Annotated in this window: 20 protein-coding genes and 1 pseudogene; 10 read left to right on the top strand and 11 right to left on the bottom strand. The window is 70.0% G+C overall.

Annotated features, from left to right (window positions below):
• Positions 1-5: 5 nt before the first annotated feature.
• Complete coding sequence (locus HQK15_RS08815; protein ID WP_173490977.1) at positions 6-725, bottom strand: L,D-transpeptidase; 720 nt, start codon at positions 723-725, stop codon at positions 6-8.
• Between the two features lie 28 nt (positions 726-753).
• A complete protein-coding gene (locus tag HQK15_RS08810; RefSeq protein WP_173491140.1) occupies positions 754-1557 on the bottom strand; it encodes a ParA family protein in 804 nt (267 codons plus the stop codon).
• A 60-nt stretch (positions 1558-1617) separates the two neighbouring features.
• Here HQK15_RS08810 and HQK15_RS08805 point away from each other — a divergent pair, with 60 nt between their 5' ends.
• From HQK15_RS08805 to HQK15_RS08790, 4 genes are read left to right on the top strand one after another with little or no spacing between them, the layout of a single operon-like run.
• Entirely contained in the window at positions 1618-2376 is a 759-nt protein-coding gene (locus HQK15_RS08805) for an SDR family NAD(P)-dependent oxidoreductase (protein WP_173490976.1), read from the top strand.
• A 4-nt stretch (positions 2377-2380) separates the two neighbouring features.
• On the top strand, positions 2381-3226 hold the full coding sequence (locus HQK15_RS08800) for an alpha/beta fold hydrolase (RefSeq protein WP_173490975.1): 846 nt from the start codon (positions 2381-2383) through the stop codon (positions 3224-3226).
• The gene (locus tag HQK15_RS08795; protein WP_254450684.1) at positions 3226-3837 is read left to right on the top strand and encodes a sulfite oxidase-like oxidoreductase; all 612 of its coding nucleotides are present in this window, start codon (positions 3226-3228) and stop codon (positions 3835-3837) included. The genes HQK15_RS08800 and HQK15_RS08795 overlap by 1 nt, the downstream gene beginning before the upstream one ends.
• Positions 3834-4571, top strand: a complete 738-nt coding sequence (locus HQK15_RS08790; protein ID WP_173490974.1) for an FAD-binding oxidoreductase — start codon at positions 3834-3836, stop codon at positions 4569-4571. The genes HQK15_RS08795 and HQK15_RS08790 overlap by 4 nt, the downstream gene beginning before the upstream one ends.
• Before the next feature lie 16 nt (positions 4572-4587).
• Here HQK15_RS08790 and HQK15_RS08785 read toward each other — a convergent pair whose 3' ends face one another.
• The 5 genes and pseudogenes from HQK15_RS08785 to HQK15_RS08765 all read right to left on the bottom strand — a co-directional run bounded on the left by HQK15_RS08785 (position 4588) and on the right by HQK15_RS08765 (position 8344).
• Entirely contained in the window at positions 4588-5412 is an 825-nt protein-coding gene (locus HQK15_RS08785; RefSeq protein WP_173490973.1) for a PHP domain-containing protein, read from the bottom strand.
• 29 nt (positions 5413-5441) lie between these two features.
• Positions 5442-6149, bottom strand: a complete 708-nt coding sequence (locus HQK15_RS08780) for a hypothetical protein (RefSeq protein WP_173490972.1) — start codon at positions 6147-6149, stop codon at positions 5442-5444.
• 47 nt (positions 6150-6196) lie between these two features.
• A complete protein-coding gene (locus HQK15_RS08775) occupies positions 6197-6790 on the bottom strand; it encodes a histidine phosphatase family protein (RefSeq protein ID WP_173490971.1) in 594 nt (197 codons plus the stop codon).
• Positions 6787-7824, bottom strand: a pseudogene (locus HQK15_RS08770) (MaoC family dehydratase); the annotation flags it as partial. The gene HQK15_RS08775 and the pseudogene HQK15_RS08770, both read right to left, overlap by 4 nt.
• Positions 7825-7861: 37 nt before the next feature.
• A complete protein-coding gene (locus tag HQK15_RS08765) occupies positions 7862-8344 on the bottom strand; it encodes a YflT domain-containing protein (RefSeq protein ID WP_173490969.1) in 483 nt (160 codons plus the stop codon).
• 52 nt (positions 8345-8396) lie between these two features.
• On the opposite strand from HQK15_RS08765, the gene HQK15_RS08760 reads away from it, so the two are divergent.
• Positions 8397-9494 (top strand): hypothetical protein, encoded by a 1098-nt coding sequence (locus HQK15_RS08760; RefSeq protein WP_173490968.1) that lies wholly within the window; start codon positions 8397-8399, stop codon positions 9492-9494.
• 24 nt (positions 9495-9518) lie between these two features.
• Here the strand turns inward: HQK15_RS08760 and HQK15_RS08755 are convergent, their stop codons facing one another.
• The 3 genes from HQK15_RS08755 to HQK15_RS08745 all read right to left on the bottom strand — a co-directional run bounded on the left by HQK15_RS08755 (position 9519) and on the right by HQK15_RS08745 (position 13124).
• Positions 9519-10712, bottom strand: a complete 1194-nt coding sequence (locus HQK15_RS08755; protein WP_173490967.1) for an acyl-CoA dehydrogenase family protein — start codon at positions 10710-10712, stop codon at positions 9519-9521.
• A gap of 96 nt (positions 10713-10808) precedes the next feature.
• Positions 10809-11681: a DMT family transporter gene (locus HQK15_RS08750; protein ID WP_173490966.1), complete on the bottom strand. Its 873-nt coding sequence runs from the start codon at positions 11679-11681 to the stop codon at positions 10809-10811.
• A 66-nt stretch (positions 11682-11747) separates the two neighbouring features.
• Positions 11748-13124: a WS/DGAT/MGAT family O-acyltransferase gene (locus HQK15_RS08745; RefSeq protein ID WP_173490965.1), complete on the bottom strand. Its 1377-nt coding sequence runs from the start codon at positions 13122-13124 to the stop codon at positions 11748-11750.
• A gap of 130 nt (positions 13125-13254) precedes the next feature.
• Between HQK15_RS08745 and HQK15_RS08740 the strand changes: the two genes are divergently transcribed.
• From HQK15_RS08740 to HQK15_RS08730, 3 genes are all read left to right on the top strand, one after another.
• Positions 13255-14301 carry an alpha/beta hydrolase gene (locus HQK15_RS08740; protein WP_173490964.1) on the top strand — a complete coding sequence of 349 codons (1047 nt, stop codon included), beginning with the start codon at positions 13255-13257 and terminating at the stop codon, positions 14299-14301.
• A 20-nt stretch (positions 14302-14321) separates the two neighbouring features.
• Positions 14322-14759, top strand: a complete 438-nt coding sequence (locus HQK15_RS08735; protein ID WP_173490963.1) for a hypothetical protein — start codon at positions 14322-14324, stop codon at positions 14757-14759.
• A gap of 63 nt (positions 14760-14822) precedes the next feature.
• Positions 14823-17195, top strand: coding sequence for an FdhF/YdeP family oxidoreductase (locus tag HQK15_RS08730; RefSeq protein WP_173490962.1), 2373 nt, complete (start codon positions 14823-14825; stop codon positions 17193-17195).
• Between the two features lie 151 nt (positions 17196-17346).
• Here HQK15_RS08730 and HQK15_RS08725 read toward each other — a convergent pair whose 3' ends face one another.
• Complete coding sequence (locus tag HQK15_RS08725) at positions 17347-18864, bottom strand: OFA family MFS transporter (protein ID WP_173490961.1); 1518 nt, start codon at positions 18862-18864, stop codon at positions 17347-17349.
• Between the two features lie 98 nt (positions 18865-18962).
• On the opposite strand from HQK15_RS08725, the gene HQK15_RS08720 reads away from it, so the two are divergent.
• Both HQK15_RS08720 and HQK15_RS08715 read left to right on the top strand, forming a co-directional pair.
• A complete protein-coding gene (locus HQK15_RS08720) occupies positions 18963-20225 on the top strand; it encodes a magnesium transporter MgtE N-terminal domain-containing protein (RefSeq protein WP_173490960.1) in 1263 nt (420 codons plus the stop codon).
• Positions 20218-20730 carry a DUF1003 domain-containing protein gene (locus tag HQK15_RS08715; RefSeq protein WP_173490959.1) on the top strand — a complete coding sequence of 171 codons (513 nt, stop codon included), beginning with the start codon at positions 20218-20220 and terminating at the stop codon, positions 20728-20730. Before HQK15_RS08720 ends, HQK15_RS08715 begins: the two co-directional genes overlap by 8 nt.
• Positions 20731-20748: the final 18 nt, after the last annotated feature.

Raw genomic sequence — 20748 nt, 5'->3', positions numbered from 1 at the left:
TGCGTTCAGGCGGTGACGTAGACCTTGGTGCCGATGGGGGCGAAGTCCCACAGCGCGATCGCGTCGGGCTTCCACTGACGCACGCACCCGGCCGAGAGCCGCGTGCCCAGCTGTGACTTGGTCTGCTCGAGCGCACCGGTGTTGTCGCGCGGCACCGAGTGGAAGCCGATCGGCTCGCTCACCCCGGTCGCGAACCGGACGAAGTACTCCATCGTGCCGCTGGCGTCGAACGCCGTGGCGTAGCGGGTCTTGGACTGCACGGCGTAGGAGCCGGGCTGCAGGTTCTCGAAGCGGCTGCCCGAGACGCGGTAGGTGCGCTCGACCGAGCCGTCGTCGCCGATGAGCCAGACCCGCTGGTCGCCCTGGTCGAAGACGATCCGTCGGCCCTCGCCCGAGTCCTTCGGGGGAGCCGGGTCGGGATCGGCAGCCGCCGTGGCGACCTTGTCCGTCAGCTCGGTGTCAGGAGCCGACTCGACGCCGGCGACCTTGCTGCTGCTCGCCGCGTCGGCCTTGGCCTCGACCGGGTCGAGCGAGGCCGTCTCGAGCGAGGACGGCGTGGCTGCACGACCGCTGGTGGCCTGCGTGGCGGCGGCCTGATCGGTCGTGAGCTGCGGCAGGACACCGACGGCTGCGCCGCCCACGGCGATCGTCACGCCGAGCGCGAGCGCCATGGCACTCGCCCGCCGGCGACGAGCGGCACGGTGGGAGGCGCGATGCTTAGACACGGGCCCCATCGTACCGGCGGGGTGACGATCAGTCCGGAGCAGCCGACTTCTTGCGCGTCTTCTTCGGAGCCGACTTCATCAGGCCGGCGGCGACCTGACGGTATGCCTCGGCGCCCTTGTGGTTGCGCGCCGTGGCGAGCACCGAGCGACCGATCGCGGGGGCCTCGGCGAAACGGATCGTCTTGGGGATCGCCGGCAGCACGACCGGCAGGTCGTACGTCTCCTGGATCGCCTGGAGGACGTTCTGGGCGTGCTTGGTGCGCCCGTCGTACATCGTCGGGAGGACGCCCAGGATCTCCAGCTGCGGGTTGATGAACTTGCGGACGTCGTGGATCGTGTCGAGCAGCTGGCCGACACCGCGGTGCGACAGGGTCTCGGCCTGCAGCGGGATCAGCACCTGCTGGGCGGCGGAGAGCGCCCCGACCGTCAGGACGCCGAGCGTCGGCGGGCAGTCGATGACGATCCAGTCGTAGTCGGCCGCGACCTTGTCGAGCGCGACGCGCAGACGCTGCTCACGCCCCGTGCGGCCCACGAGGCTCTCCTCGGCCTGGGTCAGCGTGATGTTGGCGGGCAGCAGGTGCATGCCGTCGTCGGTGATGACGATCGCGTCGTCGGCCTGCTTCGTGCCGAGCAGGACCTCGGCGATCGTGACGTCGAGGTCCTCCGGGTCGATGCCCAGCGAGAACGTCAGGCTGCCCTGCGGGTCGACGTCGACCAGCAGGACCCGTTGCTTGAGCTCGGCGAGCGCTGACCCGAGGGACACCACGGTGGTCGTCTTCGCGACCCCGCCCTTCTGGTTGGCCACTGCGATCGTCGTCGTCACGCTGGCCATTGTGTCACCGATGGGGACGCTCCGGGACGTGCGCGCGACGGTGTTTGGCATGCTTGGTCCATGACACGTCGTGCGCTGGTGACCGGGGCAACATCAGGCATCGGCAACGCGTTCGCCAGAGAGCTCGCAAAGCGCGGTCTCGACCTCGTCATCGTGGCCCGCACGACCGACCAGCTCGAGGCCATCGCGGCCGAGCTGCGCAGCAAGCACGGCGTCGAGGTCGACGTCGTCACGGCCGATCTGGCGACCCTGGCGGGCATGCAGGCCGCGGCCAACGCGCTGACCGACTCGGCCCGTCCGGTCGACCTGCTCGTCAACAACGCCGGCGCCTCGCTCGCCGGCTGGTTCGGCACCACCGACATCGCCGACGAGGACTACCAGCTCGACCTGCTGGTCCGCGCCCCCATGCACCTGATGGACGCCGCGATCAAGACCATGGCCGGTCGCGGTGGCGGCGAGATCATCAACGTCGCCAGCGTCGCGGCATTCACCCCTCGCGGCGCCTACTCCGCGCACAAGGCATGGCTGCTCAACCTGTCGCGCTGGGCCGACATCCACTACGACGACGTCAACATCTCGGTGCAGGCCCTGTGTCCCGGGTTCGTCCGCACCGAGTTCCACCCCCGCGGCCAGATGGACGTGTCGGGGGTGCCGAAGTGGATGTGGCTCAAGGCCGACAAGGTCGTCGCCGCCTCACTGAGGGACCTCGATCGCGACAAGCCGGTGTCGATCCCGTCGTTCCGCTACAAGGTGCTGGCCGGGCTGGCGCAGTACCTCCCCAAGACGCTGGTCACCCGCATGGCCAAGCGCGGACGGTGAGCGCGTGAGCGTCCCCCGCACCCTCGACCTGCCACCCGGTGTCGAGGCGGCGACGCTGCAGACGCCGCGTGGTGCGTTCGCCGCGCATCGCGCCCTCGCCGTCGACCCGGTCGGACACGTCCTGCTCGTCCCCGGGTGGACGGGCAGCAAGGAGGACTTCACCCCCCTCCTGCCGCTGCTGGCCGCCGCCGGCCTCGACGCCACGACGTACGACCAGCGCGGACAGTACGAGACGCCGGGCCTGCCGGACGACGACTACTCCCTGGCCGGCTTCGCCGCCGATGCCGCCGCGGTGCGGGCGACGTCGCGGCACTCCCGATCGGCGCTGATGGGCCACTCGTTCGGCGGGCTGGTCGCCCAGCAGGCCGCCGTGACCGACCCGTCGACGTGGCAGACGCTGAGCCTGCTCTGCACCGGGCCTGGCGCCCTCGGCGACACCGCCCGCCGCCCGCTCAAGAAGCTCGCCAGCGCGATCGGCAAGGTGCCGCTGCTGCACCTGCACGAGATCCGCGAGCAGGGCATCAAGCGCCCGGCCCAGATCACCGGGTTCCTCGCCAGGCGCTTCACCTCCAACGCCCCGGCGTCGCTCAAGGCCATGACCCAGCACCTGATCGACGCCCCCGACATCATCGACGCCGTCGTGGCCACGGGCCTGCCCGTCTGGGTCGGCCGAGGCGCCGACGACGATGCCTGGCCGCACGACGTCCAGGACGCGATGGCGCGTCGGTTGGGCACCGACGTCCACGTCATCCCCGACTCGGCCCACTCCCCCGCCGTCGAGAACCCTGAAGCGCTCGTCGCGGCGTGGCTGCCGTTCCTCGACCACCACCGACAGAAGGAGGCGGGCTGATGGCCGTCACCCGTGGATTCACCGGACGCCCGCGCCGCGGCGGCAACGACCGCCTGCCGCCGGGGCAGTACGACACCGGCGCCGGCTGGCCGACGCTCACCGCCGAGCTCACGCCGCAGGTCGACGTCGACGAGTGGACGATGACGGTCGACGGCCTCGTCGACCAGCCGACGACGTGGGACTGGCGCGGCATCCACGCGCTGCCCAACGACTCCTACTTCGGCGACATCCACTGCGTCACGACGTGGTCGAAGTTCGACACGACCTTCACCGGCGTCAGCGTCGACTCCCTGCTCGAGGTCACGGGCGTCAAGCCCGAGGCGACGCACGTCTTCGCCACGTCGACGACCGGCTACACGACCAACCTGCCCCTGGCCGACATCACCGGCGGCAAGGCCTGGATCGTCTGGGAGTTCGACGGCGCCCCGCTGACGGCCGAGCACGGCGGTCCTGTCCGGCTGCTGGTGCCGCACCTGTACTTCTGGAAGTCCGCCAAGTGGATCACGCGCATCGAGCTGCGCGACCACGACGAGCAGGGCTTCTGGGAGCGCAACGGCTACCACGACCGCGGCGACCCGTGGCTCGAGCAGCGCTACCAGGGCGACGCATGAGCCAGGCCGCGGCGCCGGCAGGTCCGGAGCCCGTCGCCAGCTCGTGGACCACCGCCGTCGTGCGCGAGGTCGAGCGGTTCGGCGACACGTTCGTCAAGATCCGCCTCGACGTCGCCGACCGCACCCCGCACGTTCCGGGGCAGCACTACGTCGTGCGCCTGCGGGCCCCCGACGACTACACCGCCCAGCGGTCCTACTCGATCGCCTCCGACCCTGACGACCCGCTGGTCGAGCTCATGGTCGAGTGCCTCCCCCGCGGCGAGGTGTCGTCGTTCCTGCACGAGGTGGTCGAGGTCGGCGACGAGCTCGAGGTGCGCGGGCCGATCGGTCGCTGGTTCGTCTGGGGCGGCACGACGCCGTCGATCTGCGTGGCCGGAGGCTCCGGCGTGGTGCCGTTCGTGTCGATGATGAGGTATGCCCGTCGCACGGGCACCGAGTCGCTCCTGCGGGTCGTCGCCTCGGCGCAGCACCGCGACAAGCTCCCCTATGCCGACGAGCTCGAGGCCTACGGGGCGTTCATCGCCCTGACCCGCGAGAACCACGTGCAGGCCGGCGACGCCGAGCGCGTCGCCGCCCACATCTACCCCGACGAGATCGAGTCGTTGGCCGAGGGCGTCGAGCGGGCGTACGTGTGCGGGTCGGTGGGCTTCGTGAGCTTCGTCGGTCGCATCCTCGGCGAGGCCGGGGTGCGCAGCGACTCCGTGCGGGTCGAGCAGTTCGGCCCGACCGGCTGACGCACCCCTTCGCGCGTCAGCCGAGCAGGCGCTCGTACTGCTCGGGATCGGTCGTGTGGGCGCCGAGACAGAACTCCGCGCTCTTGCCGGTGCCGTGATAGTCGCTCGACCCGGTCACGACCAGGTCGAGGTCGGCAGCGATGCCACGGAGCTCGCGGGTCGCCTCAGCGTCGTGGTCGTTGTGATGGGCCTCGAGGCCGTCGAGACCGGCAGCGGCGAGCTCGTCGAACGCCTCGGGCGTCAGGACGCTCTTGCTGTCGCGCGACCACGGGTGCGCGATGACGGCCTTGCCGCCCGCCGCCTTGAGCAGCCGCACGGCATCCATCAGCGGCGCCGCGTAGCGGTCGACGTAGGCCTTGCCACCGGTGTTGAGCCAGCCGTTGAACGCCTCGTCGCGGTGGGCGATGTAGCCCTTGGCCACCATCGCGTCGGCGATGTGCGGCCGGCCGGAGGCCGCGGCGTCGCCGGACTGCGCGGCGACCTCGTCCATCATGATGGGCCAGCCGTGCGCGGCGAGCTTGTCGAGCATCTGAGGCAGGCGGTCCTCGCGCCCGTCGAGCACGCGGCGCAGCTCGGCGACGAGAGCGGGGTCGTCGGGGTCGAACTCGTAGCCCAGCAGGTGCACGCTCCGCCCGTGCAGGCGGGTCGAGATCTCGATGCCCCGCACGACGTGGACGCCCAGCGACTGCCCGGCCGCAACGGCGTCGTCCCAGCCCGTCGTCGCGTCGTGATCGGTCAGCGCGACGACGTCGAGACCGGCGGCCCTGGCGCCGGCCACGAGCTCGGCGGGGGTGTCGGTGCCGTCGGAACGGTTGGAGTGGGTGTGGAGGTCGATGCGCACGACTTCAGGCTAGGCCACGGGTCGGACGGTCATCCCAGACGCTCGACGTAGTCGGTGAAGAGCTGTCGTGCCAGCTCCTCGGAGGCAGCCAGGTCGCCGGCGTCGTCGCGGAGCACGCTCGCATAGACCTGCACCGAGACCGATCCCTTGGACAGGTGCAGCTCGGTGCGCGCGACCGGCCCGCTGTCGGTGTTGCCCTCGGGGGTCGTCAGCGTCTGGGCGCGCTGCGCGACATAGCCCTTCCATCCGGCCACCGTGGCCGGCTCCAGCGTCCCGGTGCCCTTGAAGCCGAAGGTGAAGCCGCCGTCACCGAGGTCCTTGCCCCGCGTGGCGAAGCTGCCGACGAAGCCCTTCTCCTCCGTCGCGCGTGCCCGGGCGACCTTGCCGGCCGCCGCGTCGGCGTCCGTCGAGAGCCGCGCCGCCACGGACACGTCCTCCGGGAGCACGTAGGACCCGTAGGTGCTGAACACCTCGTCCCTCGTGAGGGACGCCTTGAGCTGCACCCCGACAGTGGCCTGGTCGGCCTTGCAGGCGTCTCCTCCGGGGCAGGAGAACACCTTCTTCTCCGCGCCGGGCACCTGGCTGGTGCGCGGCAGAGCTGCAGCCAGCTCGCTCAGCGAGTAGGTCCGGGGCGTGGCCTCGGCACTCGGCCGCTCCTGGGCAGGGGCTTCTTCGCTGCCTGCGCCACAGCCGGACAGGACCAGGAGCACGGTCAGTGCACCGATGAGACGCCTCATCGACTTCCTTCCCCCGAAGATGTTGCCCACACTCTGCCAGAGCGGTCTCAGCCCGTCGGCACGACGTTCCAACGGCGGACGACCGGGGTGCCGCGGTCGACGCCGAGCACCGAGATCGTCGACGTGTCGAGGGCGAAGTGACGCCCCTCGGCGACATCCAGGCCGAGCCACCGCGCTGCCAGGGCTCTCAGCGAGTGGCCATGCGCGAAGACCAGCGTCCTGCCCTCGGCTGCGCGCGCCCGCGCAACGACGCGGTCGAGTCGACTGGCGACGTCGGCGGCCGTCTCACCACCCGGGCTCGGGTGGGTCCAGATCGTCCAGCCGGGGTCAGACTCCCGGATCTGCGGCGTGGTCAACCCCTCGTAGTCGCCGTAGGACCACTCCGCGAGGTCGTCGTCGACGCCGGCGTGCGCGAACCCGGCCAGCTCAGCCGTACGACGCGCCCGCCGGCGTGGGCTCGTCAGCACCTGGGCGAAGTCGAGATCGGCGAGGACGGGCTCGAGGGCGCGGGCCCCGGCCTCGCCGGCCTCGGTCAGAGGAAGGTCGGTCGTCGACGTGTGTCGCCCGCTGAGGCTCCACTCCGTCTCGCCGTGGCGGACCAGCCACAGCTGGTCCTCGGCCTCGGCAGCCGGCGTGCTCATCGCGGCACGAGGGCCCAGTAGTCGAGGTCGAGCAGGACGCCCGGCGCGTACTTGCCGTCGTCGCCACGCAGGGTCGTCGTCTCGTCGCGGGCCTTCGTGGCGACCAGCCTCAGCCGCAGCGCCCCGACGCCCGGGGCGGACGTCTCGGCCTTGTCGAGCACCTGCGACCACGCGTAGACCGTGTCGCCCGCGAAGGCGGGGGCCGTGTGGGCCCCGGCGTTGATCGCCGCGATGAGCTGCGCGTTGGCGAGTCCGTTGAACGACAGTGCGCGTGCCATCGAGATGACGTGGCCGCCATAGATCAGCCGCGTGCCGTCGGGGCGGGCCTCGGTGTTGAAGTGCACCTTGGCGGTGTTCTGCCACAGCCGGGTCGCGAGCATGTGCTCGGGATCGGTGAGCGTGACGCCGTCGACGTGGTCGATCGTCTCACCGACCTCGTAGTCGTCCCAGCGGTGCGGCTCCCCCGCGGCGGCGAAGTCGTAGGCCGTGAAGTCGAGCCCGGCCGGGATGACGAGGTCGCTCGGGTCGACGACGTCCGCGAGGGCCGGGACGACGGCCTCCGGTGCCGGCGCCTCGGGGTCGCGCTTGTGCACCATGACCCAGCGGGCCCAGTCGAGGGCAACCTCGCCCCGCTGGTTGGTCGCGGTCGAGCGGACGTAGACGACGCCCGTCCGGCCGTTGGAGTTCTCCTTGAGACCGATGACCTCCGACGACGTCCGCAGCGTGTCACCGGGGACGACCGGCTGGTGGAAGCGGCACTCCGCGTAGCCGAGGTTGGCGACCGCGTTGAGCGACACGTCCGGCACGGTCTTGCCGAACGCGATGTGGAACGCGACGAGCTCCTCGACCGGCGCCGGCGACAGGCCCACGGATGCGGCGAACTCCGCCGACGACGGCACGGCGAAGCGGGTCGGGTAGAGCGCGCCGTAGAGCGCTCGATCCCCCTCGGTGACGGTGCGGGGCGTCGCGTGCTCGAGCACCTGACCGACCGTGAAGTCCTCGAAGAAGTGGCCGGCGTTGGTCTTGGTCATCCTGCGGAGCTCCTGGGTGGTGCGGCGGTCGTACGGGGAGTCAGGCGAAGGGGTTCGCGGTGTGTCCGGGCATCTTCGCGAGCAGCGCCTGGCCGTCGGCGAGGAACTTGTGCTCGACGAGGATCTCGTACTTCGTCGCCACGACCTTCTGGACCGAGCTGAAGTCGCGCTGGCCGCGCGTGGCGCCGTAGCCGAGTGCACCGGAGATGACGCCGAACGCGATGCCGAAGGCGATGCCGCCGAGGAGGGTGACCGCGACCGAGCTGCCCTCGGAGAACAGGCTGAGGATCAGGCCGATCAGCAGGCCCAGCCAGGCGCCCGACGCGGCGCCGGCCGACAGCACCCGGCCCCACGTGAGTCGACCGGTCACCCGCTCGACCTGGCGCAGCTCGGTGCCGACGATCAGCACGTTCTGCACCGGGAACTCCTCGTCCGAGAGGTAGTCGACGACTTTCTGGGCGTCCGCGTACTGGTCGAAGACACCCAGCGACTGCGGGTACTCGAGCGAGAAGATCTCTGGCATGCCACTGAGCGTACCCACCTGTGCCGGCCGGCACGACGGATAGGTTGTCACCATGAGACGCGCGCTCCTCGGGAGCATCCCGCTGCTGCTCGCAGCGACCACGCTGGCCGCCTGCTCGGAGCCGGAGAATCGCGCTGCGCCCGGCGAGGTCGTGGCCTACGACTACCGGGTCGACGAGGACAGCAAGACGTCTTTGAACCTGCCCGTCGGCACGATCGACATCCTGTCGACGCCGGTCCTCGACGACCTCGAGGACGTCGACGGCATCGAGGAGCCCGTGCCCGCGCCGCCGGCCGACGGAGGCTTCATCGGCTTCGACCTCTACCTGCGCGACGCGACGTCGATCCTCCCGAAGAGCCGTCCGACGGGCGACGCCCAGCAGGCAACGTTCACGCTCGTCGTCGGCGACGCCCGCTATCCCCTGGAGAGCCCCTACGAGGTGCAGGACGGCAGCGGCAAGGACGCGACCCGGGTGCCTGCCTCGGTGCTCCCCTCCACCGGCCGGTCCTCCTTCGTCGCGATCGACGGCGACCCCGAGCAGGTCCTGCTCGAGGCGGAGTACGACGGCGTCGCCCAGTCCGTCGACCTGCTCTCGGGCGACCGCACCCCCGGCGGTGCCGCGGCGATGTACGACAAGCCCACGGTCGACGGCCCGGTGCCCCAGCGACCGTGCGGGGAGCTGGAGCCCGAAGGCGCCCTGCCCCGGGTCCAGTTCAGCGAGGCGACCTGCCGCATCGCGTCGGCCGCGCTGCTTCCCTACACCTCAGAGCTCGGGTGGGCTCCCGCCGGACGCCGCTGGGCCGTCGTCTCGGTGGAGACCCGGCTGCTCGGCCCCTTGCGCTGGTCGTTCGCGTTCCCCTTCACGCAGGACCAGCGGTTGACGACCTACCGGCGGACGACGTTCTCCCCCGACGTGACGCTCGACGGCCAGGAGCCGCTGGACACCGCGCGGACGGACCCGACGGCACGGGCTCCCGACGACACGTTGCAGTACCAGGACCGCACCTACACGTGGGAGGTCGGCGCCGACGACCCCATGGAGCTGTACGTCGGCGACGAGTTCTCCAGCACGAGCATCCGCTACGGAGATCCCGCCGCACCTGAGCGTGTCAGCCTGGCATTCGACCAGACCGTCACGCTCAGGTTCTGACGGCTCGAGCAGCGACCGCTCGACTCAGAGCTTGTAGTCCTTGAGGAGGGCGCGGCCGATGATCATCTTCTGGATGTCCGTCGTGCCTTCGCCGATCAGCATGAACGCCGCCTCGCGGTAGAGGCGCTCGATCTCGTACTCCTTGGAGTAGCCGTAGCCGCCGTGGATCCGGAACGAGTCCTGCACGACCTCGTTGCAGTACTCCGAGGCGACCATCTTGGCCATGCCGGCCTCGACGTCGTTGCGCTTGCCGGCGTCCTTGAGACGAGCGGCCTTGACGACCATCGCGTGCGCGGTCTCGACCTTGGTGGCCATCTCGGCGAGGCGGAACAGGATCGCCTGGTGCTGCGCGATGGGCTTGCCGAACGTCTCGCGCTGCTGCGCGTACGCGATGCCGAGCTCGAACGCGCGGTTGGCGATGCCGACGGCGCGGGCGCCGACGTTGACGCGGCCGACCTCGACGCCGTCCATCATCTGGTAGAAGCCCTGGCCGGGCTCGCCACCGAGGATCTGGTCGGCCGAGGACTGGTGCTTCTCCAGGATCATCTCGGTCGTGTCGATGCCCTTGTAGCCCATCTTGTCGATCTTGCCCGGGATCGTGATGCCCTGGGCCGTCTCGCCGAAGCCGGCTTCCTTCTCGATCAGGAACGTCGTCATGTTCTTGTAGACGCTGTCGGCGCCCTCGTCGGTCTTGACCAGGACCGCGACCAGCGTCGAGCTGCCGCCGTTGGTCAGCCACATCTTCTGGCCGGTGATCTCGTAGGAGCCGTCGTCGTTCTTGGTGGCCTTGGTGCTGATGGCCGCGACGTCCGAGCCCAGGCTCGGCTCGCTCATGCTGAAGGCTCCACGGACCTCGCCGGTGGCCATCTTCGGCAGGTAGCGCTCCTTCTGCTCCTGCGTGCCGTGCTGCATCAGCAGGTAGGCCACGATGAAGTGCGTGTTGATGACGCCCGACACGCTCATCCAGCCGCGGGCGATCTCCTCGACGACCAGCGCGTACGTCAGCAGGCTCTCGCCGAGACCGCCGAACTCCTCGGGGATCATCAGGCCGAAGATGCCGAGCTCCTTGAGCCCCTCGACGATGTCGGTCGGGTACTCGTCCTTGTGCTCGAGCTCCGTCGCTACCGGGATGATCTCCTTCTCCACGAACTGGCGAACTAGCTTGAGGATCTCCTGCTGATCCTCGGTGAGACCTTCAGTGCTGACCAGACGACCCATCGTGGGCTCCCAACGGTTGCTGCGGCGGTGACCTGCTGACTGTACCGACTAGTAACCTGCACGTCGCGCGGAGTCTCTCGTGACATCCCCCACGCGTCACTCCGCGAGGACGACCTCGGGCGGTGTGCGACGGGTCACCACGACGACGAGACCGGCCAGGATCAGGGCCAGCCCGACGTAGACCCCGACAGGAGGCGTCTGGTCGAGGAAGATGCCGGCGAGCAGCGCCGCGCCCGGCACCTCGAGCAGGAGCAGGAGCGAGATCAGCCCGGGGCTCATGACCGCCAACAGGTGGTTGAGCACGGAGTGGCCGAGCAGCTGCGCGCAGATCGTGACGCCGATGATGGCGGCCCACGTCGTGCCGGAGAAGTCGACCATCTCCGTCTGCGCGACGAGGCAGCCGATCGCCAGCGTCACGGCACAGATGCCGTAGCAGGCGACCGTGTAGGACGACGTCGACACGCGCTCGCGCACCCGGCTGCCCGCCATCAGGTAGAGCGCGGCGGTGAGACCGCCGACGAGCGCGAGCAGGTCGCCGGTCAGCGCACGGGTCGACAGCGTGAAGTCGACGCCGGTGATGACCAGGACGCCCGCGACAGCGACGCCGATCCCGACCACGACCGCGACCGGAGCCGCGTCACCGCGCAGGCGATCGATCACGACGACGAAGACCACCTGCATGCTGACCATCGCCGTCGCGGCCGCGACGGAGGTCATCTTGAGCGAGGTGCACCACGTGGCGAAGTGCGCGGCCAGCATGAGACCGGCGAAGATCGTCGTGCGCCACCCGTCCCGGTCGAGACCGCCCAGCTCAGCCTTGGCGCGCGAGGCCGCGAACGGCGCGACGGCCGCCGTCCCGAGGGCGTTGCGCCAGAACGCGATGGCCAACGCCGGCGCGGAGGCCCCTGCCATGAGCGGGCCGGAGGCGGAGACGCCGAGGATCGCGACGGCGACGAGAAAGGCGTTCACCCCGACAGTCTGCCGATCACCCTCCGCGGCGGGCCGGCGGGGGCGCAGTCAGCGCGCGACTGCGCGCTACCCCCAGCTCTTCTCCAGCTCGGCCAGGGACGACTCGAGGTGCGTGAGCAGCCGCTGCAGGTGAGGGACGGACCGACGGCAGCCGATGAGCCCGAAGTCGAGGTACTTGTCGCGACTCGTCAGCGTGATGTTGAGCGCCTGGCCGTCGAGGACGATCGAGACCGGGTACATCCCGTCGAGCTTGGCGCCGTTGAAGTACATCGGGTTCTTCGGGCCCGGGACGTTGGAGACGATGACGTTGAACGGCGGGTGGGTGTACTTGACGAACCCCGGCACCGGCGTGAGCGCCAGCGGCAGCATCTGCAGGGCCGAGAACGCCAGGATCTGCGTCGGCGACAGGTCGCCCATGATCTTCTTGGCCTGTCGCGAGGAGTAGGCGATCTCCTCCAGCCGGGTCGCTCCCTGCTCGCGGTCGGTCGCCAGGTTGACCACGATCGCGCCGACGGAGTTGCCCCCTCCCCCGTCGGTGCCGGCCGACTCCGCGCGCAGGGCGAGCGACACCGGCACCATCGCGGTCATGGGCTCGTCGGGCAGCGCGTGCTGCTCGAGGAGGTACTCGCGCAGGGCGCCCGACACCATTGCGAGCACGACGTCGTTGAGCGTCGTGGCGGACGACTTCGCGACCCGCTGGATGCGCTCGATCTCCCACGACTGCGCCGCGAACCGTCGCGCGCCGCCGACCGGGCCGTTGAGGATCGTCTTCGGCGCCCGGGGCAGCGTGATGTCGCCGTCGCGGATGATCTGGCTGCCGATGCGCATCGACGCCGGCACCAGCCCCGCGATGTCGCCGAGGGCGCCGGCGCTCGTGCGGAGCAGCCCCATCGGGTCGAGGCCGCGCCTGGAGCCGCCGGCGCTCCGGCTCATGACGCCCCACGGCGGCGTGCAGTCCCGCGCGTCAGGGTCCTCGCTCAGCGACTTCTGCATGAGCCGCAGCGCCGAGACGCCGTCGACCATCGAGTGGTGGATCTTGCTGTAGACGGCGATGCGCCCGTCGGAGAGGCCCTCGACGACGTGCGCCTCCCACAGCGGGCGGTGGCGGTCGAGCAGCGAGCCGTGCCAGCGCGACGTCAGCTGCAGCAGCTCGCGGATGCGTCCCGGCTGGGGCACCGCCGAGTGGCGCACGTGGTAGTCGAAGTCGATCGCCTCGTCGACCTTCCACCACGTGTTGCCCAGCGACCCGACCGGCTCGGCGGGGCGCTTGCGGAACAGCGGCGAGACCTGGCCGGACTCCCGGAACGCCGCGACCATCTCGCGGGCGTACTCCGGACCGGACCCCTCCGGCGGCACGAACAGCTGCAGGCCACCCACGTGCATCGGATGCTCCCGGGACTCCGCCAGCAAGAACATGGAGTCGGTGGGGGGCATGAACGACATTCGGCAATCCTTAGGCGAGGGAGTACGTACCGGCAGTACGCTAACGACCACGTGTGGCGCAAGTCACTCTATGTGACATATTCGTAAACGGCCGTCCATCGGGGAACGGTCCTGAGGGAGGGAAATCACGATGGCGCACCTGTCACTCGCTGCCGAGCCGCAGTACTTCCGTGGCGCAAGTCTGCAGTCGAGAGCGCTGGGCTTCGGCCTGCGCCACACCGTGCGTCCGCTCCTCGGCCTCTGGGCCCATCTCCCCTTCGACCTGTTCCCGCCCAACGTGGTCGAGCACGCTGCCAAGCTGCTGCCCGTCCACGAGGGCACGATGTGGCGCTCGGTCGACCTGCCGACCTCCACCAGCGAGTGGCTGCAGGCCAAGGGCGTCGCCGACGTCAACGGCGGCAACGAGCACGCGATCCTCTACTTCCACGGCGGGGCGTTCCTGACCTGTGGCCTCAACACCCACCGTCGCCTCGTGTCGCGCATCTCGTTCGCCGCGAAGCAGCCGGTCCTCAACGTCGGCTACCGCCAGATGCCCTACGAGCCGATCACCGAGTCGGTCGCCGACGGCGTCGACGGCTTCCGCTGGCTGCTCGAGCAGGGCTACCGTCCCGAGAACATCACGATCGCCGGCGACTCCGCCGGCGGCTACCTGGCGTTCAGCGTCGCGCGCGCCGTCATCGACGAAGGATGGGGCCGGCCCGCCGGGGTCGTCGCGATCTCGCCGCTGCTCGACTTCGACCCGACGGGCAAGCTGGCGCACCGCAACGCGCACCGCTGCCAGACCTTCCCGATGCACGCCGTCGCCAAGCTCTCGGACGTGTCGCTGCGCATGGACACCCGCCGGGGCATCGTCGGACGACGCGTCGACCCGGTCAACATGCCGCTCGCCGACATGCCGCCGGCGATGATCCACGTCGGGTCACGCGAGGTGCTCATGGCCGACGCCGAGCTGATGGCCAACCGCCTCGTCTCAGCGGGCGTGCCGTGCGACCTGCAGGTCTGGGAGAAGCAGGTCCACGTGTTCCACGCGGCAGCGTCCTGGGTGCCCGAGGCACGGCTCGCGATCGGCGAGATCGGCACGTTCGTGCGCTCGTTGGCCACACGTGACGTCGCCGAGACGGCGCCCACGATGGTCACGACGCCCGTCCCCCGGAGCGCCCGCGTCGCCCAGGTCTGACGATGTGATGTGCTGACCGCATGACCACGACCGACCTCGTCGCCGAGCTCGCCAAGAAGTCGGGCCTCGTCTGGGTCTCCTTCGGCGGCGCCAGCCGTGCCGTCTGGCACGAGTGGGTCGGTGACGCGGTGTGCGTCGTCTCCGGCGGCACCGAGCAGGCGTTGCCGGGCATCGCCGACCAGCAGACCGTCACGCTGCTGCTGCGCAGCAAGACGACCCGCGCCCTCGCGGCCGAGGCCGAGGCCCGCGTCGAGGTCGTCCAGCCCGGCTCGGAGCACTGGGACGCCGTCGCGACCGCGCTGAAGACCGGACGGCTCAACCTCGCCGACAGCGACGGGGCCGTCGAGCGCTGGGGACGCGAGTCCGTCGTCGTCCGTCTGGTCCCCACCGGCACCGCTGCCGTGCCGGGAGAGATCACCACCGAGATCGGGCACACCGCCCCGCGACTCTCACGCTGACCGCTCCCGAAGGTGCGGGCAGCACGATACCGACTCACAATGGAAGCGAACAGGGGGCACTCCATGCCGAAGGACCAGATCAACGAGAACGAGCTCCGGGTCCATGACCAGGAGCACCATGCGGCCGGCGTCAAGGCCGTCGCCGTCTCGATGAAGCGCGCGATCGGGCACATGGGCGTGAAGAACACCGCCAAGACGCTCCTCAAGCTCAACCAGGCCGACGGCTTCGACTGCATGAGCTGCGCGTGGCCCGATCCAGACCCCGAGCACCGCCACGCCGCGGAGTTCTGCGAGAACGGCGCCAAGGCCGTCGCCGAGGAGGCGACGAAGAAGCGGGCCACCCCGGCGTTCTTCGCCCGCCACAGCATCGAGGAGCTCGACTCCCACGACGAGTACTGGCTCGGGCAGCAGGGGCGCATCACCCACCCGATGGTCAAGCGTCCCGGTGGCACGCACTACGAGCCGATCGAGTGGGACGAGGCCTTCGCGCTGGTCGCCGACCACATGACCGCTCTGCAGAGCCCCGACGAGGCCGTGTTCTACACCTCGGGCCGCGCGTCCAACGAGTCCGCGTTCTCCTACCAGCTGTTCGCGCGCGCCTTCGGCACCAACAACATGCCCGACTGCTCGAACATGTGCCACGAGTCGACCAGCATCGCGCTGGCGGAGTCGATCGGCATCGGCAAGGCGAGCGTGTCGATGAACGACGTCTACCAGGCCGACCTGATCCTGATCGCCGGGCAGAACCCCGGCACCAACCACCCCCGCATGCTCTCCGCCCTCGAGATCGCCAAGCGTCGCGGCGCCAAGATCATCGCGGTCAACCCGCTCAAGGAGGCGGGCCTGCACAACTTCCGCAACCCGCAGGTTCCCCGGGGCATCGTCGGCAAGGGCACCGAGATCGCCGACCTGCACCTGCCGATCAAGATCAACGGCGACCTGGCCTTCTTCCAGGCAATCGGGTCGCTGCTCGTGGAGTGGGACGCGCTGGACCACGACTTCATCGAGCGTCACTCGACCGGCTTCGAGGCCTGGGCGCAGCACGTCGCGTCCGTCGACTGGGCCGTGGTGGAGCACGCGACCGGCCTGACCCGGGCCCAGATCACGCAGGCCGCCGAGATGATCCGCGCCTCCTCCAAGACGATCTACTGCTGGGCCATGGGGCTGACGCAGCACCGCAACGCCGTCGCCACCATCAAGGAGGTCTGCAACGTCGCGTTCGCGCGCGGCGACATCGGCAAGCCGGGCGCGGGCCTGTTCCCGATCCGCGGGCACTCCAACGTCCAGGGCGACCGCACGATGGGCATCTGGGAGCGTCCGCCGGCGAAGTTCCTCGACGCGCTGCAGGCCGAGTTCGGCTTCGACCCGCCCCGGGAGCACGGTCTCGACACGGTCGACAGCATCCGAGCGATGCGCGACGGTCACGCCCACGTCTTCATCGGTCTCGGCGGCAACTTCGTGCAGGCCGTGTCGGACACCCCGGTGGCAGCAGCCGCCCTGGCGAGGACGCGGCTGACGGTGCAGATCTCGACCAAGCTCAACCGCTCGCACCTGGTGTGCGGCGACACCGCGTTGATCCTGCCCACCCTCGGCCGTACGGAGAAGGACGTCCGCGGCGGCATGGAGCAGTTCATCTCGGTCGAGGACTCGGTCTGCGCGGTTCACGCGTCGCGGGGCGTCCTCGAGCCGGCCAGCAAGCACCTGCGCTCGGAGACTGCCATCGTCTGCGGCATCGCCGAGGCGGTCCTGGGCGACCGCCACGGCATCCGCTGGTCCGCGATGCGCGACGACTACGACGTCGTGCGCGACCACATCTCCCGCGTCGTGGCCGGCTGCGAGGACTACACCGCCAAGGTCGACCGACCCGGCGGGTTCGTCCTGCCCCATCCGCCTCGCGACACCCGCACCTTCGACACGAAGTCGGGATCGGCCGAGTTCGTCGTCTCGCCCGTCGAGGTCCTGCACGTGCCGCAGGGTCACCTCGTCCTGCAGACCCTGCGCAGCCACGACCAGTTCAACACCACGATCTATGGCCTGAGCGATCGCTACCGCGGCATCGAGGGCGGCCGGCGTGTCGTGTTCGTCCACCCCGACGACATCGCGTCGTTGGGCTTCTCGGCCGGCGACCTCGTCGACCTGTCGACCCGGTGGGACGACGATGACATCGATCGGGTCGCTCGCGACTTCCGCATCGTCGCGTACGACACCCCCCGCGGGTCGGCAGCCGCCTATTACCCCGAGACCAATCCCCTGGTGCCCCTCGACTCGACCGCGGACGGCAGCAACACGCCGACGTCCAAGTCAGTCATCATCAAGATGGCGGCGTCGGACCTCGCTCGCACCCAGCACGGCTCCTACGAGAGCAGCGCGAGCCAGGCGCCGACGGGCTCGGACGAGGCGCACAAGAAGCATCCGCAGCCCACCCACCTGAGCTGACCCCTCCGCTGACGAGAGCGTTCCCGCCCCTCGGCGAGAGGGTTCCTGCCCCTCGGCGAGAGGGTTTCGGCCCCTCGACGAGACCTTTGCCGCCCTGCGTAGGGCGGCAACGGTCTCCTCAAGGGGCCACAAGGGTCTCGTCAGCGCTGGGTCAGAAGAGGTCGGCGGCCTTGACCACGGTCTCGTAGATCCCGTACGCCAACGGCACCAGCACCACGATCCACGCGACGAGGAGCAGGGGGCCGGCCTGGTCGACCGCGACGTCGTGCGCGGCCGAGCCGACCGACTCCTCAGCCGTGCTGGTCACGGGCCTCTTCTCCTCGTGGAACCGGTCGGCGACGGGGCGGATCAGGAGGTTGGCGACGAAGCCCACCGCCAGGATCCCGACCATGGTCAGCAGGGCCGGGCGGTAGTCGCTCGCATTCAGCTGCCCGGGCTCGCCCCGAGCATCGAGGAAGCCGTTGATGATCAGCGGTCCGACGACACCGGCAGCGGCCCACGCCGTCAGCAACCGTCCGTGGATCGCTCCGACCTGGTAGGTGCCGAACAGGTCCCGCAGATAGGCGGGCGCCGTCGCGAACCCACCGCCGTAGAAGCTGATGATGACTCCCGCGACGAGCGCGAACAGGATCGTCGAGCTCGATCCCTGGAAGGCCAGGAACGCGTAGAGCACGATGCCGAGGCCGAGGTAGCCGACGTAGATGTTCTTGCGGCCCACGACGTCCGACGTCGACGACCAGATGAACCGGCCCGACAGGTTGAACAGCGACAGCAGCCCGACGAAGCCTGCGGCTGAAGCAGCAGCGACGGTCGAGTCGGCACCTTCACGGAAGAAGTCCTGGATCATCGGTGCCGCCTGCTCGAGGATGCCGATGCCGGCGGTCACGTTGCAGAACAGCACGACCCACAGCAGCCAGAACTGCGGTGTCTTGATCGCGTTGGCAGCCGAGACGTTGTCGGTCGTCACCAGGGCCTTCGACTTCACCGTCGAGGGGTCGAACCCGGCCGGCTTCCACCCGTCCGCCGGGACGCGGATCAGCCACGCTCCGAACATCATGAGCACGAGGTAGACGACGCCGAGCGTGATGAAGAGCTTGGCGACCGCTGATCCGGATGCGACGCCGGTCGCGGTGTCGAAGGAGTCGTCGTAGATGCCCAGCAGCTTGGCCGAGAGCGGACTGGCGATCATCGCGCCGCCACCAAAGCCCATGATCGCCATGCCGGTGGCGAGGCCGGGGCGGTCGGGGAACCACTTGATGAGGGTCGAGACCGGCGAGATGTAGCCGATCCCGAGCCCGATACCGCCGATGAAGCCGTAGCCGAGGTAGACGAGCCAGAGCTGGTCGGTCGCGATGCCGAGCGAGCCGATCGCGAACCCGCCCGACCAGAACAGCGCGGCCGTGAACATCGCGCGACGAGGGCCGCCCGTGTCGACCCAGGTGCCGAACACGGCGGCCGAGACGCCCAGCATGACGATCGCGATCGAGAAGATGATGCCGATCTGCGTCAGGCTCGCATCGAAGTTCTTGACCAGCGACGCCTTGTAGACGCTGGTGGCGTATGCCTGCCCGATGCACAGGTGGACGGCGAGCGCCGCCGGCGGGATGAGCCAGCGGTTGAAGCCCGGCTTGGCGATCGTGTGCTGACGATCGAGGACGGTGAGTGTCATGTTCCCCCCCAAAGGACGTGTGACCCATCCAACAACGTACGGCCGGTCGGGCCGATCCGCACCCGGATGCGCCCGCGCCGCCCCGGTACAGTTCGAGCGTGAGCGCTACGCCCGGACGTATCTTCCTGTCCCGCATCGTCGGGCAGGCAGTCTTCGACCCCGCGGGCGACCAGGTCGGCAAGCTGCGTGACGTCGTCGTCGCCGTCCGCTCCGCGAAGCAGCGTCCCCGCGTGCTCGGCATCGTGGTGGAGGTGCTCGGTCGGCGCCGCGTCTTCCTGCCGATCACCCGCGTGACGTCGCTCGACTCCGGCCAGATCATCACGACCGGCGTGCTCAACGTGCGCAGGTTCGAGCAGCGCAGCACCGAGACCCTCGCCATCCACGAGCTCCTCGACCGCACCGTGACACTGCCCGACGGCAATCCGGGCACCGTCTACGACCTCGCCATGGAGCAGGACCCCCGCCGCGACTGGTACATCTCCAGCCTCGCCGTCCAGGCCGTCGGCAAGCGGTTCGGTCGTCGTGGTCCGCACCAGGTGCTGGAGTGGGACGAGGTCAAGGGCCTCACCAGCGAGGAGACCAGCCAGGGCGCCACGCACCTGCTCGCCACGATGGACGAGATGCGCGCCGCCGACGTCGCCAACGCGCTGCGCGACCTCGCGCCGAAGCGCCGCATGGAGGTCGTCTCCGAGCTCGACGACGAGCGGCTCGCCGACGTCCTGGAGGAGCTGCCCGAGAAGTACCAGGTCGAGATCCTCGGCGTCCTCGATCCCGACCGGGCGGTCGACGTCCTCACCGAGATGGACCCCGACGACGCCGCCGACCTGCTGGGCGAGCTGCCCCCGGCCACCGCCGAGGCGCTGCTGGCGCAGATGGAGCCCGAGGACGCCGAGGACGTGCGACGTCTGCTGTCGTACGAGGAGCGCACCGCGGGCGGCATGATGACGACCGAGCCCGTCGTCCTGCCCGCCGACGCGACCATCGCCGAGGCGCTCGCCCGCATCCGCAACTCCGACCTCATCCCGGCGCTCGCGTCGATGGTCTACGTCTGTCGATCTCCGCTCGAGACACCGACGGGCAAGTTCCTCGGCATCGTGCACTTCCAGGCGCTGCTGCGCGAGCCGCCGTCGACCCTCGTCGGCGCGATCGTCGACAACGGCATCGACTGGCCTCGTCCGACCGCCTCGCTCGAGCACGTCGCCAACCTGCTGGCCGCCTACAACATGGTCGCCCTGCCGGTCGTCGACGAGAACGCGCACCTGCTCGGGGCGGTGACCATCGACGACGTCCTCGATCACCTGCTCCCGGAAGGCTGGCGCGAGAGCGACCCCGACAACGCGGAGGTGGTCACCCATGGCTGAGCGCGCCCGCCTCGACCAGCCCCGCGCGGTCCGCCGCACCTTCAGGCCCCGCCGCGGCGAGGTCGACCCCGAGCGCTTCGGGCGGTTCGCCGAGTCGACGGCCCGGTTCCTCGGCACCGCCACGTTCATCGCCTGGATGACGGTCTTCGTCGCGTTCTGGATCGGGTGGAACATGCCCTACGGTCCCGACCGTCCCCGCTGGGACGAGTACCCGTTCATCTTCCTGACGCTGATCCTGTCGCTGCAGGCCTCGTACGCCGCCCCGCTGATCCTGCTCGCGCAGAACCGGCAGGAGGCCCGGGACCGCGTCACGCAGGAGCAGGACCGCGACGCCACGGCCCAGGCCAACGCCGACATGGAGTTCCTCGCCCGCGAGGTCGCGAGCCTGCGCCTCGGCATCGGCGAGGTCGCGACCCGCGACTTCATCCGCGGAGAGCTCCGCAACCTCGTCAACGACCTCGACAAGCGCGACGAGGCCGCCGAGGACGACGACACCAAGAGCTAGTCACCCGCCGGGGCAGGC

The organism is Aeromicrobium stalagmiti (assembly GCF_013283745.1).
Classification (GTDB): Bacteria; Actinomycetota; Actinomycetes; order Propionibacteriales; family Nocardioidaceae; genus Aeromicrobium; species Aeromicrobium stalagmiti.
This window is presented reverse-complemented; position numbering and strand designations above follow the sequence as displayed.

Coding starts and splice junctions, on each gene's coding strand:
- HQK15_RS08735 (WP_173490963.1), top strand. CDS start 14,322: ATGACCACGACCGACCTCGTCGCCGAGCTCGCCAAGAAGTCGGGCCTC.
- HQK15_RS08775 (WP_173490971.1), bottom strand. CDS start 6,790: ATGAGCACGCCGGCTGCCGAGGCCGAGGACCAGCTGTGGCTGGTCCGC.
- HQK15_RS08780 (WP_173490972.1), bottom strand. CDS start 6,149: ATGAGGCGTCTCATCGGTGCACTGACCGTGCTCCTGGTCCTGTCCGGC.
- HQK15_RS08755 (WP_173490967.1), bottom strand. CDS start 10,712: ATGGGTCGTCTGGTCAGCACTGAAGGTCTCACCGAGGATCAGCAGGAG.
- HQK15_RS08790 (WP_173490974.1), top strand. CDS start 3,834: ATGAGCCAGGCCGCGGCGCCGGCAGGTCCGGAGCCCGTCGCCAGCTCG.
- HQK15_RS08795 (WP_254450684.1), top strand. CDS start 3,226: ATGGCCGTCACCCGTGGATTCACCGGACGCCCGCGCCGCGGCGGCAAC.
- HQK15_RS08810 (WP_173491140.1), bottom strand. CDS start 1,557: ATGGCCAGCGTGACGACGACGATCGCAGTGGCCAACCAGAAGGGCGGG.
- HQK15_RS08725 (WP_173490961.1), bottom strand. CDS start 18,864: ATGACACTCACCGTCCTCGATCGTCAGCACACGATCGCCAAGCCGGGC.
- HQK15_RS08715 (WP_173490959.1), top strand. CDS start 20,218: ATGGCTGAGCGCGCCCGCCTCGACCAGCCCCGCGCGGTCCGCCGCACC.
- HQK15_RS08740 (WP_173490964.1), top strand. CDS start 13,255: ATGGCGCACCTGTCACTCGCTGCCGAGCCGCAGTACTTCCGTGGCGCA.
- HQK15_RS08805 (WP_173490976.1), top strand. CDS start 1,618: ATGACACGTCGTGCGCTGGTGACCGGGGCAACATCAGGCATCGGCAAC.
- HQK15_RS08745 (WP_173490965.1), bottom strand. CDS start 13,124: ATGTCGTTCATGCCCCCCACCGACTCCATGTTCTTGCTGGCGGAGTCC.
- HQK15_RS08730 (WP_173490962.1), top strand. CDS start 14,823: ATGCCGAAGGACCAGATCAACGAGAACGAGCTCCGGGTCCATGACCAG.
- HQK15_RS08760 (WP_173490968.1), top strand. CDS start 8,397: ATGAGACGCGCGCTCCTCGGGAGCATCCCGCTGCTGCTCGCAGCGACC.
- HQK15_RS08765 (WP_173490969.1), bottom strand. CDS start 8,344: ATGCCAGAGATCTTCTCGCTCGAGTACCCGCAGTCGCTGGGTGTCTTC.